The sequence below is a fragment of the Paenibacillus sp. FJAT-26967 genome (assembly GCF_001541095.1).
Taxonomy (GTDB): domain Bacteria; phylum Bacillota; class Bacilli; order Paenibacillales; family NBRC-103111; genus Paenibacillus_F.
The window spans coordinates 953,616-971,631 of the sequence record NZ_LMXH01000002.1; the positions used below are offsets into that span (position 1 = coordinate 953,616).

The window sequence follows — 18,016 nt, forward strand, 5'->3', positions numbered from 1 at the left end:
AGTTTTTACCCCTCACAGGCAATGAAAGAGGATATTTTCTAAAAAATCTGATTATACATCCATTTTTCATGGGATATCTGGTCTTTACAAGCTAAAGGACTAGGCGTATGATAAGTTCATATGAACTTGAAATTAAAAGTACGGAGGACCATCTATGGAATCTTTTACACTGACACGAAAAGAGATGGCTTGCCTATTACTCTCTTTAGACGGCCGACACCGCCACAAACCCATAGAGGTTCTGCAACATGCATGGATGAAAAACCATCGCTATGACATGGAGAAGGGTACAGCGTTGCCTGCCTTTTTATCAACAACATTGCCTCCGGTCATTGAGAAACTAATCAAGGGCAATGAGATCAAAGGATTCTCCCTACAGGAGATTGCAGCCCTTGGCCAGCTTATCGAATATTCTCAACTATCCATCACTTCCATGCAGAACTGGGTGAAAAGAGACTTCAAAGAATTTTTTGATTCCCCCAAGGTGGGCAAAAAATATTCACTGAATCAAGCGGCGCTGCTGTTTATAATCGATGACCTCAAATCCAACCTTGATTTTGTATCTATACGCAAGCTGTTTGATATTATACTCGGCAAGCCCAATATCGATAGCGATGACTTAATAAGTCCGATGAAACTCTACAGCACATACACGGCTATGTTCGAAGAACTTGACGCCAACAACGACCAACTGCTGGATACAGTGGGTCACGATCACGGTAACCGAAACCATGATCTGCTCGCCGAGAACGTGATTAGATCATCGGCAGAGAAGTTCGCCGCTCAGATTACGGATGTGACTGAGAAACAGAAGGAAGAGATTCGCAACATCTTGTTTATCGCGGTTATCTCGATTCAAACCTCGTACTTTCACACACTTGCCAGACGCTATTTCAATGCAACCTTATTCCTATAGAAGTAAGAATGTGAGGAGTTGTTCTATAGAACGACTCTTTTTTTGTTGTGCATGTCCAGGGTGACTTCTACACAAACTAGCCACTATGCAGGACGTTCAGCTCCAGGCTGATGGCCGGTGTGTATCCTGAATCCCGGAAGGAAGATCCTCGTGCTCCTTAATTTGTTCTTGGTCGCGCTTCTTATTATTTTGACAGCCTTCTTTGTCGCCACCGAATTTGCTATTATACGCGTTCGTCCCAGCAGGGTCGATCAGCTGGTTCTTGAAGGCAGAAAAAATGCGATTGCCGTCCAAAGGGTAACAAGCAACCTGGACGGGTATTTATCCGCTTGTCAGCTTGGGATCACCATTACAGCGCTCGGTCTGGGTTGGCTGGGGGAACCGACGGTAGAGAAAATTTTGTTCCCGCTATTCGACCGTTTCGGGATTAGTGTAAACATGAGTCACATTTTGTCATTCGTCATCGCCTTTGCCCTGATCACCTACCTGCATGTGGTGCTTGGAGAGCTGGCACCGAAATCTCTGGCGATTCAGAAGGCCGAACAAGTTTCTCTTCTGCTGGCGCCTGTCATTATCGTTTTCTATAAAGCGATGTACCCGTTTATTTGGGTGCTGAACGGTTCCGCGAACGGGTTTATTAAAATGTTCGGCGTCCAGCCGGCAAGCGAGCACGAAGAGGCTCACTCGGAAGAAGAGATCCGGATCATACTGTCCGAAAGCTATCAAAGCGGCAAAATCAATAAAGCGGAGTACGGATACGTGAACCGTATTTTTACATTCGATGACCTGCTGGCCCGTGAAATTATGGTGCCGCGCACCGATATGGTGTGCTTATATGCGAATAAGTCTTTTCAAGAAAATCTGATGATCATTAAAAGAGAACAATATACACGCTTTCCGGTTGTTCTGGAGAGCAAAGACAATATTATTGGGCTCGTGAACACCAAACAATTTTTTCTGCGCTATGATAACAATCCGGACTTAGATTTTAAATCTTTGCTTCAGCCTGTTCTAACGGTTCCTGAGGTTATGCCCGTTAAAACCTTACTCAAAAGAATGCAGCTGGATCAAGTTCATATGGCCCTTCTTCTAGATGAATATGGGGGGACGAGCGGACTAATAACCATTGAAGATATTCTGGAAGAAATCGTCGGTGAGATCCGGGATGAATTCGACCAGGACGAGAAAATTGAGATCGAGAAGCTTGGAAGCGATCATTACCTGGTTCAAGGCGTGGCTCTGATAGATGAAATCAATGCCATGCTGGGCATTCATCTTGAACATTCGGTTGTGGATACGATTGGCGGCTGGTTCTATAATCACTATCCTGATCTGGAGACGGGCGTGGAGTGGCGGCATGGAGATTGGGTTTTTATCGTTAGAGAAAAAGACAAACACCGGATCCGGAAAATAGAAATTGTGAAGAAGATACAATCCGATCCAAATGAAGCATTGACACATCCAAGTGAAGCTGGTAACTTGTAAGTAATCTCATATCCCTCAAAGGGGAGTAGCTTATAAATGCTTAGTCGTCATTACGTGGCCTTTCAGCCTCCGGCTCTGCATTCGACGTCCTATTGATGAACGTTGTTAGCGAGACCTTTGCCTTTCGGCATTGGTCTTTTACGGGTATAGCAGCCTTTGCCGGCACACCGGCGGAGGCTGCTTTTTGTTTTATTAGCGTAGATCCGAGGAAAGGAGGAGGGGAAGGAACTGAACCTGTTTTCTTCCCGTGAAATTATCTTGAAGCAATATGCAACTTATGAACGGAGTGAGACACTCAATGCTTCAATCTTCAACTAATCGTTTGAATGAGAAAGCACTCGACTTAGCGGCTGCCAGGCATCAGGCGATTCTTAGTAACATTGCTAACGCAGATACACCCGGTTATAAAAGTAAATATGTTTCGTTTGAGGAAGAATTGCGGAAAGCAACTGGAGACACGAAAGAATTAGAAGGAATCCGATCACACAAGCTCCATTTCCCAATTCCAGGCCGTGAGGATTCAAGCCTTATTCAGACGAAAACTACAGGGCCTTTCGTGTTTAACAACAACGAGAATAGCGTCGATGTAGATAGTGAGATGAGCTTGCTTGCCAAGAATCAGCTTTATTATTCCTTTTACGCGGATAGAGTCAGCGGACATTATAAGAAAATGAACGGAATACTCAAAAATTTAACTTAGCTTATTTATTGAGCCTCCGGTCAGGGGGCTTTTTTTCTTTATAGAGGAATAAGTACTGATGCAGGTGCAGCATCAGTGCTTATTTGCAAGCGGCAAGCTGATAATTTTAAGGTATGGAGGGGAGATGCGTGTATACACACCTTCTCGGCGACAGGTGCAAGAAGGGCTGTCCACCGTCTGTGGAGAGCCCTTCTTGTATGAAGAACTAACTTATCTAACTTTGAGCCCAGATCTAACTCTGTACTCCGTTAGCCCGCCCATAAATAGACTTGATGCCCATCGGTCCCGTCTTCAGGCCGAATCTGGACAATTCGGCCCGCTCGTCGAACGCCAGCTTCTTACAGTTAGTGCAGCGTGAAGCTTCCAGCAGTCTCAGCGCATAGGGGATAGCTTCTCCTTTGCGGGTAAACAAATTCTTATCCCCAATACTTTCGCTTAACCCGCTGGTGTCAAGAATACGTCTGACAGAAGGATTGACTCCGCTGAGCAGCAGTGTTCCCTTGCTTGTCTTTATGGCTTGATGCACTTCAGACAACGCAGCTTCTCCAGTCGTATCCATATCGGATACATCATCCATTCGCAGGACAAGGATCGGTTTGGGAGCGCAGCGAGCGAGGTGCTCCTGAATCGAGTCCTGGAATACCGCAGAGGTGCCGAAGAATAACGGTCCCTCTATGGTGAAGAGACTGATCTGGGGGCAGGGGCAGCCCGGTGCCTCTGATTTGGTAATCAGAGGCACCGGTGCAGGAAGAGAACCTTCTACATTCAGCGTGCCGCTGATCCTTTTAATAAACAGTACGGCAGCTAGAACGAGTCCGGCTCCTACCGCTGTAGTCAGGTCGGCAAAAACAGTCAGCAGGAAAGTCTGACCCAGCACGATCGAGTCCCCTGAGCGAGTCTTCAAAACATGCCGGAACTCATGACGTTCGCTCATGTTCCAAGCGACAACCATCAAGATAGGAGCCATTGCTGACAATGGAATATGTGAGGCGTAGGGAGCAAAAAGAAGCAAAACCAGAAGCACGACTGATGCATGAACCATTCCCGAAACGGGTGAGGCAGCGCCGTTTTTAATATTCGTAGCGGTACGTGCTATAGCCCCGGTAGCCGGTATACCTCCGAATAGAGGGGTCACGATATTAGCGATACCCTGACCAATCAGCTCTTTATTACTGTTATGCTTGTCCCCGCCCATGCGATCGGCTACCATGGCCGACAAGAGAGATTCAATCCCGCCGAGCATCGCAATTACAAGTGCGGCCGGCATAAGACCTACAATGTTGTTCCAAGTGAGGTCTGGCAATTTGAAGTTAGGCAGTTCGCTAGGGATATTCCCATATGCGGAACCAATGGTATCGACTTTGCCTGAAAAGAAGAAAACCGCAATCAAACTGGCTGCAATAAGACCGACCAGCGCACCGGGTATTTTGGTAGTCAGACGCTGCGTGAGAAGGATAACACCGAGACAGAGTAGGGCTGTGGCGACGCTGTACACATTGATGGTCCCGAGATTCAGAGCGATTTCATGCATATTTTCATGGAAACTCTCTTTCTTTTTCACATTACTAAGACCAAGGAAATGAGCAATCTGACCACTGAAAATAATAACAGCGATCCCAGCCGTGAATCCGATCGTAACCGGCCTTGGAATGTAACGAATGATTGATCCCAGCCGAAAAATACCCAAGAATACAAGGATGATCCCAGCCATTAAACCCGCGATAAGAAGATTTTCATAGCCGTGCTGCATAACGATCGCGAATAGGACTGGAACAAAGGCCCCCGTAGGGCCGGCTATCTGAAACTTTGAACCTCCGAGCAGAGATACGAGCAGCCCCGCAATGATCACCGTGTAGATTCCATATTCCGGACGTACTCCCGAGGCAATTGCAAAAGCCATACCAAGCGGTATAGCAACAATTCCCACGATTAATCCGGCAGCAAGATCTTTTTTCAGATTACCTGCTGTGTACCCCTGGAAACGGATATCTCTAATCACAATTCACCCCGCCTTTCATTCAGAGTCTGGATAGAAATCCGATTCGTATTATGGGCTACCCGAGCACCTTCCTTCGGCAAAATAGGCTGTCCTTCCACGACAACGTCAAGCTGCCCAGTGGAGGGATGAATAACCAAACCATGAATGGGGATCGAATCAGGAAAAAGCGGGTGAGAACGGATCATATGAACACTATTGGCGATACTGTCCTCGATGTTTTTAAATCCGGTTAGCCAGCTGTCAAGATCAATACCCGCATAAGTCAATGTCTCGATATGGTCGGCCGGTATGCCATGCTGTAGAGCGCTTTCAAGAATAGGGGCGCTCTTCAGATTCGCCATACCGCATTCATGATGACCGATGACGTAAACTTCTTGCACCTTCAGTTCATAAATGGCGAGAAGAATACTCCTCATAATGCTCCCAAAGGGATGTGACACGACTGCGCCTGCATTTTTGATTACTTTGGCATCCCCGTTTCGAATTCCAAGTGCTTTTGGAAGCAGTTCGAGCAGCCTCGTATCCATACAAGTAAGAATGACCATCTTGCGATCCGGATACTTTGTTGTCTGAAAGGGGGTGTAGTGCTTTTCCTCGACGAAAACCCGGTTGTGCTTCAAAATCTCTTTAATACTTGACATGTAAAATAACCTCCTCTCAATTTTTTACCGAAAACAACGTTGTTATTTCCAATAATAGTTATTTTACAGGTTTATGTTAATTTAACATCAAAGGATTCGTAAACAATAAAATTCAACGATAAATGATACTATTCAATTCGTGAAACATTATCACTCGAAGCTAGTTCAATATCATAAACGCTGATAAATACTGATAAAAAGCAATAAACAATAGAAAAATGAAGAGTTAATATAAAAGAAGAACTTAGTCTTCTAGACTTAGATAGGTGGTAAGAAGAGACATGAAGAATTTCGAAATTCTAAAAAAGTTACACTAAACTTGGAAATATAACAGGTTAATTGTAGTAATTATAAATTAATACTAGGTGTATTGTTTAGTGTTAAATGGGCTTCTAATTCTATTTTCTTTTACTTTTTTGCTGTTATATAAGCTTCATGACGATTGTTAATGACTACACTTTTGTTCATAAATTGCATTAACGCCACAGGAGAAGGGTCCAAAACAATACATCCAGACATATTTCCTTATATACTTATTCACAAAATCCGTATTTTGTACATATGTATGTAAAAGCTCTTAAAGCCTTAATAATTCAAACTTTTGACCATACTAACTTATAACCTGTTCATTTCCTTGTGCTTTCTGCATGCAAAAAAGGCTTCCCCAATTACAATAATTGGAGAAGCCTTTTAAGTGTGTGCACAGGGTACGATATTACACTTGATTATCGCCCATTTCTCTAGTTTCCGAAGTATAGATTCCCTCTCGATAAAAGCTTCGAGACAGACGAAGATTCATAGCAAGAAGTATAATCGGGACAGCACACACGATTACCATTGTCTGTATTCGCACAACATCGGCTAAAGGACCAAAGATGGCCATGCCGAGGGGCATGAACCCGCTAAACATGACATGCAGCAAGCTGAAAACCCTGCCCATCATCGAAGGCTCAACCTTTTCCTGTACCAGTGTGTAAACCGATGTTTGAGCCAACGGTATCGTAAAGCCGATAAAGAACATGAGCACTACGAAGAGCCAAAAGTCGTTTGTGAATCCAATCGCAAATGATGTTGCACCATAAACCAGTATTCCAAAGAAAAGGGTCTTAACTTTGTTCTTAAATCCGCCGGTCGCACCGAGCAGTAGGCCAGCAAGCACGGATCCGGCAAAACCAACCACTTCACTCACAGTCAGGAACATGATATTGTCGCCGAAGGTTCGTTTAATCATGAGGGCTGCGAGGAATCCCGAAGGAACGCACAGGAAAATGTACAGACCGTAAGTCGCGAACAGCTTTCTTAAAAATCTGTTATTCCATGTGAAGCGGAGCCCCTCCCTCATTTCTTCAAATGCAGATGTTTTCTCTACCTTGGGAACAGGCTGATGTGTTGGTATTTTTAGAGTCGTAAGGATACCGATTCCGATAATGGCAGTCGCAACGTCAATAAAAAGGATGTTGTAGATCGGGCCGATAGCCATAATCGCACCTGCCGCTATAGGGGAAACAAACTGCACGATGGACTGGATCGTGCCATTGTATCCGTTTATTCGGGAAAGCTTTTCCTGGGGTACGATTTGCGGAAGGGCAGCGTTTACTGCCGGGGAATGAATTCCTCCACCAAGAGAACGGATGGCCGATACGATAATGATTACAGGCAGAGCCTCATTGCCGGTGTTACCCGACATCATAAACAGAGCGAGCAGCAGAGTTGTTATTGCAATAACCCCATCGGATAGAATCATGATTAATTTGCGGTTGTATCTATCCGCCCATACTCCCGCAATGGGTGAGATCAGCATTTGGGGCACGAATGAAGCCAATGTCAGAATCGTAACCCAAATCCCTGACGAGGTTTCCAGCGTCACATGCCAGATGATTGCCATCTGAACAAGTTGGGAGCCGAATAGTGAAATGCCCTGCCCGAACAGAAAAACCGCAACTCTTCCCTTCCAGCCTCGAGATTGTGTTTTATCAAGATTCATGTTGTTGTACCTCCTACCAAACACCACAAAAATAATTGCTTAAAAAAGTATACATCCAGCATTTCAACTGGTGGCATAATGGAGACTTATTCACGTTCACCGTTGATTCCGTTTGTGCTTCGCTGAATGGAACTAAGGATGCCTGTAAGTTCTCCGTGATAGGTCAGTGTAAGCTTATGCATAGCCCTTGTGCATGCAATGTACAGCAAGCTCCGGTCATATTCCGATTGATAAATATCAGAGTTTACGGAAGGAACAATTACTTCATCAAACTCAAGACCTTTGGCCATATATATAGTGGTGATGGTAATCCCGTTTTCAAATTTTGAGCTGTCGGAATTCAGGATGGAAACTTCATGTTTCTTTTTCAATTCTCGGTAGAATTTATCTGCTTGAACGATTGATCTGCAGACAATACCAACTGTTGCTAAACCACTGCTTCTAAATTCCTCAAGCCTATCGTCTATCACAGACAGTTCAGAAATCCAATCATCACATTGGATAATCTCCGGTTCCTTTCCATGTCGTTCTATAGGCTCAATGCTGTTGTTTTGTATATTCTGAGCAAATTTGATGATTTCAAAGGTGGATCTGTAGCTTTTCGTGAGTGTTACGTACTCTGTATTTTCGTAGAGCTTAACAAAATCCTCTCGTGAAATGGAGTTATAAGGGTTAACGGATTGACCGAAATCACCCAAAATGGTTTTCCTGCAACGAAACAGCTTGTTAATAACCGCATACTGCACCGGTGTGTAGTCCTGCATCTCATCAATCACGGCATGTTTAATGTCATCATATCCCTGTATCCCTTCAAAAAATATTATTAAATAGAGATAAGGATATACATCCGTCGCTTCTAATTTATTTTTGCTTTTAAGCGAGAATAAATCCGGTCTTTTGATATATTCAAAAAAGCCATTATAGAATGACAAAGTACTATCATAATGTAACATTGAAACTAACTTTTTTATAACCTCTTTTTTTCCGGGAATGTTTCGCTTCGTTCTGGTTTCCGATTTTATTTTCTCAAGCATGTTTCCAGCGATTTCTTCCATCCTTTGCAGAATTGGCCTTGCTTTCAGAGCATGATATCTCGTTTGGATAAAATCCTTTGAAATGGCAGTTTGTCCAAAAGAACAATCACGGGGGAAGAAAAGATGATCATCCGCATACTCAAGGTACTCATCCAAAAGGGATAGGAACTCCATTGAGGACTTGAATTGAATTCGTTCCGCCAGCTTTTTGTCATTCCCTTCAAGGGTCAGTTCAATCTGCTCGGCAAATCTTTCGAAATGGATGGAGTTATTCAGTATCTCCGCCGCAATATTCTCAAACCCCGTTTCTCTCACTGGCTCTTCGCCCAACTCCGGCAGTACGTTTGAGATATAGTCGGCAAATACCCTGTTAGGGGAAATGATCATAATATTCTGAGCTGCTAATCGGTCCTTGTACTTGTATAAAAAGTAAGCTATCCGGTGCAGGGCAATGGATGTCTTCCCCGATCCGGCGACGCCCTGAATGACCAAGACATTGGCTTTTTCATTTCTGATAATCTGATTTTGCTCTTTTTGGATGGTGGCAATGATATTTTTCATTTTTTGATCCGAGGTATGGCTCAATTCTTTTTGAAGCACCTCGTCACTAATACCGATTGAGCTCTCAAGAGCATATTCCATAATGCTGTTCTTAATCTTAAACTGCCTTTTCAGGGTCATTTCACCTTCGATCTTTCCCAGAGGAGCATCATAAAAGGCAGGCCCAAGCTCAAAATCGTAATACATCCCGGATATCGGGGCTCGCCAGTCGCATATCAGCATATTGCCTTTTTGATCAACATAAGAAAACCGTCCAATATAGAACGGCTCTGCTCCGCCCTCATCATTAGGCCTGAAATCAATTCTGCCGAAATAAGGCGAATCCATTAACTTTTCGATCATTTCTTGCCTTTTTACGGTGAATTCACCTAAGTTTACATTTCGGCCAATCGCCTGCTCGTTTGAAAAAATCTCCATGGAATCCATATTACTTCTATTTTTCCAAAGATCTTTCATGGATTCCTTAAATTCATCTTCATATCTGGAGACCGTTTGATTCAATTCCTCTAAAGAATCCTCCAATTTTTCCATGATCATGTTCAGATGCTCTATTTCATCAGATAAAATGACTGTCATTGTTTTACTCCTAATTTTGATGTTATTCGACATTGCCTTTCCTTATGGCATCAAGTATTTTCAGCATTTCCTGTGCATCCGCTTCTGCCATGTCGAGTGCAGTAATATACCGATCCGTAGCGAAAACAATGTCTTCCTTTTCACTTGGCGTATCAATAGCTTCTCGTATATTTCCTTCTCCACGATCCAGACGATTCAACATGCGCAGAATGGACATCATGGAATAATGGGCATTCCGAAGGATAGAGATGATTTTCAGCCGGCTCATTTCCTTTGAACCGTATCTTCTATATCCGTTGGCATTCCGCGGCACCTCAATCAAGCCGTTTCTCTCCCAATCCCGCAGAACGTCTTTTGTGATGCCGAGAGCGTTGGCAGCTTCAACTCTGCCATTGAACACAATCGTTTCTACTGATTTTTTGCTGTTCTCAATGATATTATGCGCGATGCTGATTGCTTCCTCAGCTCTGACTTTTTCTATCCGCAAATGCTCTAAATAGTTCAATGTCCTTTGATACGCCCCGTCAATATCATCCGCTGCCGCAATCTTCACGATTTCATAGACTTCCTGCCTGAGCCTGTCACTGATAATCTCCACGCGGAAGGCAGTACGCAACAGCCGAAGCTGTTGAAGATGTCTGTCATTAAAGATCCGGTAGTTGCCTTCAGTCCTTGGTATCGAAGGAAGCAGTTTCAGCTTTTCATAAAGCCGTATAGTATTGGGATGGACTCCTACTAATGCTGCTATTTGAGCGGTTTTATACAGCATGATGAAACCACCTCCTTTTCTTTAGATATGGCAGCAAAAACTTTAAGCGCTAGAGAATCATGCCTGACAAAACCCTGTCTGTGACTGAGATCATGATTTCCTCCAGCCGCAGCAGCCAACAAATTTGATCGTGATGAACATTTATCTTTCCCCTCCTTACAAGCTGCGTTGCCATGCTAATATCATGAAAAACATAACATCAATTTATACAGTGGTGGTATAGTGGAGGGTTTGAAATAGAAATTACTTCAGGGAACCATTCACCTTGCTCACGTTGGTACCTGGAGAATCTTTCGTCACCCTTTGGAAAAAAACAGAAGAAGCCGTCCATTCGGAGACGGCTTCTTCTTCAAAGATGCAAAATCCTATTATACAGGTTTTAACATTCCTTCAGCATATAGAGTGTCAAAAGTATTTACAGCACCACCATGTTCTACAATTTTTCCATCTACTACCTTATCTATATCGACCCCAGTGAAAGTGAGTTTTTTATTTGTCGGCTTCATACCGATCCATTCACCCTGCCCGTTAGCCACCGTTGATGAAATTATATCGGGAATGTAACATTGTTCTTGTCATCTGTCGGGAATGTTATCAAGTTCTTGTCATTGTGCTTTAACAAGAACTTGATAACATAAATAAAAAAAGCCGCTTAATCAGCGGCTTCTAATGCTACTATTTTTTTATCACCCGACAATTGGTGTCGTCGTTCGTGTCACACACTATATAGCCCTATTTCTCATGGTTAAAATAATATTTTGGCGGAAAGTAGCCCGCTATCTTGGAGCGCGATATCGCTTAGCCGATGGGCGTTGGGGAGCCCATTATTGTTTCCAAGAACATCGGGCCCCCGCAGTTAAACAAAAAAAGCCGCTGCTACGCGACTTTTAAGCATCTATATTCTTGTCATCCGACAATCCTTGTGCGCTCTTTTCTTTTAAAAAAATAAGTAAAAAAAGGCAATCGATTCAAATCAGATCGGCTGCCTGTCTTTTTAAAGTCTTTTGCTCCAAGTATCTTTTAACGGTACTATACGGTTAAATACAAGACGGTCAGTGGTTCTACAATCATACTATCTAAGCAAAAATAGCCATGACGTAAAAACTGGAATTTGTGTTCTGGACGATCTTTTTCAACAAAAGGTTCCATTAGTACGTTAATTATGGTAACCATCGAGTCTGGGTTGAATCTTCGCTGTCCTTCGGGATTTCTTGGTGAATTAGCAGTTTCTCATAAAGATGGATATCAGCCTTAATCGCGTGCTCCTCAGAAACCCAGTGGATCGTTACGCACCCTTCAGCCTCACTTCTGCATTCAGACTAAGTCGGTGAAAGCCCTTAGATGGTTCCTCCATAAAATCGTCTCGCTCGATATAAATTGTTTTAGAAAAAGGGACTTCTCTTTTCCCTAGCGCCTCGTTTTCACTGTTGTTTTCAATCAATAACATCTCCACGTCATCCTTCGGATAGTTGGTAATAACCACCTTTAGAGGTTGCATAACAGCCATGATGTTATCAGTTTTTTCTTTTAAATCGTGCCTGAGGCAATGATCCAATTTCCATATCGCTTAGTTAGCATATTTACCAGCATTGTCTAATCCTCCATCCTTGGTTGAGTCCCGCTCCCCGACCTTTCCTTATGAAAAATCCTTTTTATATTGGACGGCTAGGTAAATCCCACTAGCTAAAAATGCCAGCGTATATTTGAACAAGAAAAAGATGGTCCACATATCGTCTTTAGGAAAAATCATGTCACATAGAATAATTGCCAACAGCATACAGTAACTGCTTTTCAAAAAGATTATATTTGTCCGTTCGTCGTCTTGCCCAATCTTCTTATAAAATACATAGGCAAAAATCGCACTACCCATAAGCAGTAAAAAACCAACTCCAATGAGAATATTCCAATTTCCCGTAGATTGTTCAGCCCAGGACTTTAAAGGGGAAAAAATTGCGTTATGGATATCTGAGATAGACTTAGTTATCATTTTGATCATTTCCTTTCATATAAGTAAAAATATCGTTTACATCAACATTAAAAAAATCGGCAATTCGAAAAGCTAACAGCAGAGTCGGAACATAATTTCCTTTTTCCATTACGAAGATGGTTTGTTTGGAAACCCCGACTTTCTCTGCTAATTCTTGCTGAGACATTCTGGCAAGTACACGATATTCATAAACCTTATTTGATATCGAATCGCCAAAATCTTTCTTCATGATCATCACCTCTTGAATCAAATTATAAATTCAATTTTTACAAAAGTAAAGTAAACTTATACAAAAACATCTAATATCTTTACTTTAGTTTAGATTACTTTGATCTAACAAGAGCCAGAATGCAGAAAGAACCTAACGAAATTCATGATTCCGTCAGGTTCACATATCGATTTGGTGTGATTTATCGTTTTTGGTGGTGCATTTTATGATATTCAGTAGTGCGAAAAACGGTTAGAGTGGTGCAATCGGGTGATAATATTCACATGACGGTCATTTCTTGAAAAGCAAGTTTTAATGCAAAGATTCAAGCTGATCTTTGATCTGCTAAAGTTGAGTTACAAAATAACCCTTTCTAATGATTTGTTCTCCTTACTGGCTATGAACCGTAAGGATATCACACATTCGTTTAATTGGGTTATTTTTCCTTGTGACAATTTTCTACAAGAACTATTCACTGTCTAGTAAATAATATGTACCATTTTTTATCTCTATTTGTTAACATTATTGTATTCTAAACTATTGGTAATATATTAAACTTTATTCAACAATAGCTAAAAGGGGAGCAGAAGATTTGAAAAAATGGTTGGTTGGTATCAGTGCAGCAGTGGTTTTGCTGGCGCCGCAAGGCAGCATCTTTGCTACAACTTCGAAAAACATGCAGGTTTATTTTAACAAGGTAAATATTGTCGTGAATGGACAAGCTTCGGCTAGTAATACCATTTTATATGACGGCAGTACATATGTTCCGATACGAAACATCGCAGAAATGATGAAGGATTTACCAGTCACTTTTTACCCGAATGAAAAAATAGCCAATATCGGCACAATCCCAGTGGGGCAACAAGAGCCAGGCGTCCCTTCTGTGCAGACGGATAACTCCAAGAATGATGTACGGGAACAAAAAAGGGATACGGAGATTAATGCGGTTTTTGACACGATAACGCTCATGGTGAATCTCCAAAAAGTAGAAGCCAACAACTTTTTGTATAACGGACGAACCTATGTCCCGCTCCGAGCCGTTTCCAACATTCTAGGATTAGGTGTTGCATATGATGATGCTACCGCTACTGCCTATATCGGCACTGTTCCTGAGGGAATAACGATTAAACCTTCAGACTCCTCCAAGTCCCCTGAAGCAAGCGGCATGTATCACATACCTTCGCAAGGTGAGATGAACGGCTGGAACCTGCTGAAAGGACACCCTTACGAAGATATGACGGAGATTTATTATCAAGTCAATGGCAGCATGATTCTCACACAGGTTAAAGACATCCGCAATATGGACATGGACGAATTGATCACTTGGGTCGACGATGATGGAAGGACAATAAGAAATACAAGGAGAGATATTCACAAATTCTTCGGATCGTTCAGCAACCAATATACGTCGAGCTGGTTTTCCTCCAAATTCGGCGATGTGTATACAGATTATTTGAAAGTAAGTGCCTTAAATGCGGATAATCTGGTTGATCAATATTTATATGAAACCGGACAGATGGAAGTTCCCGAAAGCCAAATTACCCTAAAACCGGATACTCCAACTATCGAGGCAACTCCAAATTCAGGATATAATAAATATGGGGATGGAACCGTCGTATTCTACGCGTATGATCGATCGGGCACTTATAAAGGGGAGTTCATTGACTCAGACGATAAATACTACGTCAAAAATGCAGATAAAAATTCCCAACCTCCCAAGCTGTCCGACGGGTGGATGTCTTTAGGAATCCTGCAGAACATCTATCAAGTAAGCCATCAAGATACACAAATCGTAATCAAGCAGGGAACCGAAGAAGTTGTACGTCTCCCTCTCCCATCCAATTGGAATCAAATTGACGTAAGAGAAACCACCTCGGGCAACATTCGGATCAAAAAGTATGATAACGGCATCAATAAACAAATTACCGAAACCTGGATTGATGAGGACACTTTGAAGGAAAAGACCGGGGTTAGATTCGCTTTCACCGGTAAAACAGGCGTTGACGATTATGCCCTTATCGCCCCTACAAAGAATTCCACAGAAAAGCAGATCACGTTGGAATTGAAGCTTCCAAGCCATTGGAATACAAGCTCCTCGGGAGATGCTACGGAAATTAACGGATTGCATATCAAAAAAGAAAACGGGAAACGTTACTTTTTGGTGAAGGATTTGGAGAAATTTAATTTTATTACCCCCATTAAAGAAAGCAAGGACTTCACCGTCTACTTTAATGTCGATGACTTGACTGCCGCTGGACTTCTTAAATAACGCATTATGCGATTGCTTTCGATTTTTCTTCTAATTCAAAAAGGGGGCCTCTTCTAATAGAGGCTCTTTTGCTGATTTATCCGTTACCCCGTCACTTTTCTTTCCCTTTAAATAAGGCAGTAGGTTTTTCATAGGGCTTTAACCTGTTCTCAATATTATTTAAGTCTCTTTAAACAGGTGGGTAACTCCTTACCTAAGAATAAGAAAACGGCATTATAGATTGATTATGGAAGCCTCGTCACCAAGCGATTAAATCACGGCTGTTCCACAGTAAGCGTTGTTGTCATCGTCGACGTACCCATATACGAGCAAGTTGTCCCGGACAGCCAAGGCAGTACGATATCCCTCGGCGATTCGCTTGGGCTCCGAGTCCCAGTTAATGACAAACGTCTCTTCATGAACTTGTCCCGAACGGAAATAGATGGAGCTGCCCTTCTGGTACATCAGATAGACCCTTCCTGTATCATCAAGGGCTACGGACGGAAACATGCCTTCCATGCTCGTTTCGAAGGCTTGATAGTTGATTGTCCCTCCCGAAACAAGCGCAGTGGCAATCACCATGTTTGAATCAAACAGATTGTTTGAGAAAAAGGCGGATACCATCAAATGTTTGTTGTTTAAGGCAAATCTCGGAGAGATCGCCCTCATTCCCATCGGCAGGTCGTGAACACTTCCCCACTGTACGATATTCCCTACTATGGACCCGACCAAATAATGCAGCAGCATAAGATGGCTATCGGTCTGGAAAAGCGCCACTACTGTGCCTTCATTATTGATACGGATGCAGGGATTGCCTCCTCCGTAGGTGTCATCATCCATACCTACTCTTATCGATTTCTTGTAGTCGATGACGTTCTTATTCGCCGTTCCGATATGATACCACATCTGTGTCGTGAAAGGACCGTCCGATTCGTGAATTTCAAGAAGCTTGCCGCTTCCGCTTACCGCAATGGACGGATCCATACCGTCGTCGTAAGTATTGGGCTTGTCGCTCCACCGGAGCTGGTTATCCGCTTCCGGCACTCCATAGCTGCTCATCAAACTGCTGCTGCGGCGGGCCAACCATGCGGCAACCACCGTGTAATCGGGTGCGATCGCGAAATCAAGGCTTGCCGCTCCGCTTGCAAATTTTTTGGCTTCGGACAAAGAAATAGACATCCTACAAAATCCCCCTAAATTTGAATGGCAACCGTTTTATAAATACATGTAGTTATCACTGGATGAATAAGATATTTATCGGTTTTTTGTCGTAATTTCTTAGATGTTTTTTGTAAAAAACAATTCGAAAGAAATGGAGCTTCTGTCAGCGGAATTTACTTTACACTAGGAACGCATAGTTTTCGTGCACATAGAGTAGGGAGAATTTTTATGCAATTGATTAAGGTGCTATTCCCCTTATGGAAAAGACAGAGAATATAAGATGACCAAAACCATAAGAAATAATGCCCCGAAAAAGAGTGAATATTTACATATTTCTTGTATTTTCCTCATACTTTTAATGTTCATTTCCTTCTTCCGTGCTTTCAAAAGAATATTCCCCGAAATGGAAAAAAGACAAATGAAAATATTACTCTAAAGAACTAAAGCTGCAGCTGTCATTGCAAATATTTATGCAAGTGATCCGGAAAGTTTCTTACTTGAAGCGTTGGTTGCCTCTCTTTAATAGACGTTTCAATTTGAACTATATAATATGCTGATTGAGCAAATTCTCAATCTCTTGGGACTAAACAACGTCCTTCTTTCCAAAACCCCGTAATGAACAATATAAAGACAAAGCAGCTCGCACTCTCTCTCAATGATCATTCTTAGATCGTACAGTTTCAACTTATTCAACCCTTTCCGCAATAATATGGAAAGATAATATTTCTGTTTCTATGACCTGTGTTCACGGATCATTACTTTTCTATTAACAATTTCAGATTAAATAAAAAATTACCTCCTGAAGATAAAGATAAATGCTCCGGCATCTACCCCATATAAGAGCAATGTTTAAACTCAGTCCCCATCTTTCACATTAATCTCATAGTTTTGAAATCTAATTTTATTATTATCTAACTGGTTCATATCCTCTTTCAACATAGCAAGCGAATGTCATCTATGGAAAATTATAGACTACAGAACTCAAAAGTTTAATATTGTCTAACTAAATTGAACTTTTCGCATCGCAGACACACAAGGAGTATATATCAAGCAAGATAAGGACAAAACTTAAATGTGATGGCGAATTATCCAATAATTGAGTAGCTCCCATCTGTAATATTTTCTTAGATACAGATAGTTTTTTGTACTCAAAAGTACAATGATAATTGACCTTATAATGTTCTGCTATACACAGCATGCTTAATCTACACTAGAGTATGAACGAGGTGTAAGCATATGAAATCCAGCATAATGAAGTTGGTAGGTAATAAAATCAGACATTATAGACTTCAGCAAAAAATGACACAAGAACAGCTCGCGGAAGCTATTGATACATCTGGTACATATATAGGACGTTTGGAACGCGGGGAACAAAATATGCAGTTACTGACACTCGAAAAAATCGCTTCTGCCTTACATATCGATGTTTCAGCTCTTTTCAATATCCAAGAAGCACAAACAAGTGAGCAGTTTTTCGATGCAAAAAATAACCAGGTATTGTGGAATATCATACTCCTCTTAGAAAAACGTAGTAAATCCGATCAGCAACGTGCTTATCGTGTCCTTAAAGAAATGTTCACTCCGTAAAACTTAATAACTCGATACTCTTTAACCCCTTGATTTGATACCAGGGCTTCTTGTTTTATATTTGCAAGGAACCATAGGTACGACTCCGGTTCACATTTTTTATCTTCTTCTCCCTCTCATCTATCCCATTAAGCTTAAAAATGTGGTCTTTTATCTGGAA

17 protein-coding genes are annotated in these 18,016 nt (G+C 42.1%); 5 read left to right on the plus strand and 12 right to left on the minus strand.

The features are described 5' to 3' along the window. The first annotated feature begins 154 nt into the window (after positions 1–154). The 3 genes from AR333_RS14345 (at position 155) to flgB (ending at position 3,101) form a co-directional block, all read left to right on the plus strand. Positions 155–916, plus strand: a complete 762-nt coding sequence (locus AR333_RS14345) for a DUF1836 domain-containing protein (RefSeq protein WP_068776016.1) — start codon at positions 155–157, stop codon at positions 914–916. Positions 917–1,066: 150 nt separating this feature from the next. Further along, positions 1,067–2,401: a hemolysin family protein gene (locus AR333_RS14350; RefSeq protein ID WP_068776017.1), complete on the plus strand. Its 1,335-nt coding sequence runs from the start codon at positions 1,067–1,069 to the stop codon at positions 2,399–2,401. A gap of 298 nt (positions 2,402–2,699) precedes the next feature. Next, positions 2,700–3,101: a flagellar basal body rod protein FlgB gene (gene flgB / locus AR333_RS14355; protein ID WP_068776018.1), complete on the plus strand. Its 402-nt coding sequence runs from the start codon at positions 2,700–2,702 to the stop codon at positions 3,099–3,101. 232 nt (positions 3,102–3,333) lie between these two features. Here flgB and AR333_RS14360 read toward each other — a convergent pair whose 3' ends face one another. The 11 genes from AR333_RS14360 to AR333_RS14395 form a co-directional block, all read right to left on the minus strand. Beyond that, the gene (locus tag AR333_RS14360) at positions 3,334–5,100 is read right to left on the minus strand and encodes a SulP family inorganic anion transporter (RefSeq protein ID WP_068776019.1); all 1,767 of its coding nucleotides are present in this window, start codon (positions 5,098–5,100) and stop codon (positions 3,334–3,336) included. After that, on the minus strand, positions 5,097–5,741 hold the full coding sequence (locus AR333_RS14365) for a carbonic anhydrase (RefSeq protein ID WP_084783669.1): 645 nt from the start codon (positions 5,739–5,741) through the stop codon (positions 5,097–5,099). The genes AR333_RS14360 and AR333_RS14365 overlap by 4 nt, the downstream gene beginning before the upstream one ends. Positions 5,742–6,456: 715 nt before the next feature. After that, positions 6,457–7,725 carry an MFS transporter gene (locus AR333_RS14370; protein WP_068776020.1) on the minus strand — a complete coding sequence of 423 codons (1,269 nt, stop codon included), beginning with the start codon at positions 7,723–7,725 and terminating at the stop codon, positions 6,457–6,459. An 86-nt stretch (positions 7,726–7,811) separates the two neighbouring features. Further along, a complete protein-coding gene (locus AR333_RS14375) occupies positions 7,812–9,896 on the minus strand; it encodes a 3'-5' exonuclease (RefSeq protein WP_068776021.1) in 2,085 nt (694 codons plus the stop codon). Between the two features lie 22 nt (positions 9,897–9,918). After that, positions 9,919–10,665: a MerR family transcriptional regulator gene (locus AR333_RS14380; protein ID WP_068776022.1), complete on the minus strand. Its 747-nt coding sequence runs from the start codon at positions 10,663–10,665 to the stop codon at positions 9,919–9,921. A gap of 368 nt (positions 10,666–11,033) precedes the next feature. After that, a complete protein-coding gene (locus tag AR333_RS24300) occupies positions 11,034–11,201 on the minus strand; it encodes an ester cyclase (RefSeq protein ID WP_301336123.1) in 168 nt (55 codons plus the stop codon). A 493-nt stretch (positions 11,202–11,694) separates the two neighbouring features. Then, entirely contained in the window at positions 11,695–11,838 is a 144-nt protein-coding gene (locus tag AR333_RS25765; RefSeq protein ID WP_367584469.1) for a hypothetical protein, read from the minus strand. After that, entirely contained in the window at positions 11,826–11,948 is a 123-nt protein-coding gene (locus AR333_RS25430) for a hypothetical protein (protein ID WP_367584491.1), read from the minus strand. The genes AR333_RS25765 and AR333_RS25430 overlap by 13 nt, the downstream gene beginning before the upstream one ends. Positions 11,949–11,950: 2 nt before the next feature. Next, the gene (locus tag AR333_RS25435; protein WP_367584470.1) at positions 11,951–12,172 is read right to left on the minus strand and encodes a hypothetical protein; all 222 of its coding nucleotides are present in this window, start codon (positions 12,170–12,172) and stop codon (positions 11,951–11,953) included. 129 nt (positions 12,173–12,301) lie between these two features. Next, entirely contained in the window at positions 12,302–12,652 is a 351-nt protein-coding gene (locus AR333_RS14390; RefSeq protein WP_068776024.1) for a hypothetical protein, read from the minus strand. Further along, entirely contained in the window at positions 12,642–12,881 is a 240-nt protein-coding gene (locus AR333_RS14395) for a helix-turn-helix transcriptional regulator (protein WP_068776025.1), read from the minus strand. Before AR333_RS14395 ends, AR333_RS14390 begins: the two co-directional genes overlap by 11 nt. Positions 12,882–13,452: 571 nt before the next feature. Between AR333_RS14395 and AR333_RS14400 the strand changes: the two genes are divergently transcribed. Continuing rightward, complete coding sequence (locus tag AR333_RS14400; RefSeq protein ID WP_068776026.1) at positions 13,453–15,129, plus strand: copper amine oxidase N-terminal domain-containing protein; 1,677 nt, start codon at positions 13,453–13,455, stop codon at positions 15,127–15,129. Between the two features lie 249 nt (positions 15,130–15,378). Here the strand turns inward: AR333_RS14400 and AR333_RS14405 are convergent, their stop codons facing one another. After that, on the minus strand, positions 15,379–16,287 hold the full coding sequence (locus AR333_RS14405) for a hypothetical protein (RefSeq protein ID WP_068776027.1): 909 nt from the start codon (positions 16,285–16,287) through the stop codon (positions 15,379–15,381). Positions 16,288–17,505: 1,218 nt separating this feature from the next. Here AR333_RS14405 and AR333_RS14410 point away from each other — a divergent pair. Beyond that, entirely contained in the window at positions 17,506–17,856 is a 351-nt protein-coding gene (locus AR333_RS14410) for a helix-turn-helix domain-containing protein (RefSeq protein WP_068776028.1), read from the plus strand. Positions 17,857–18,016 lie beyond the last annotated feature (160 nt).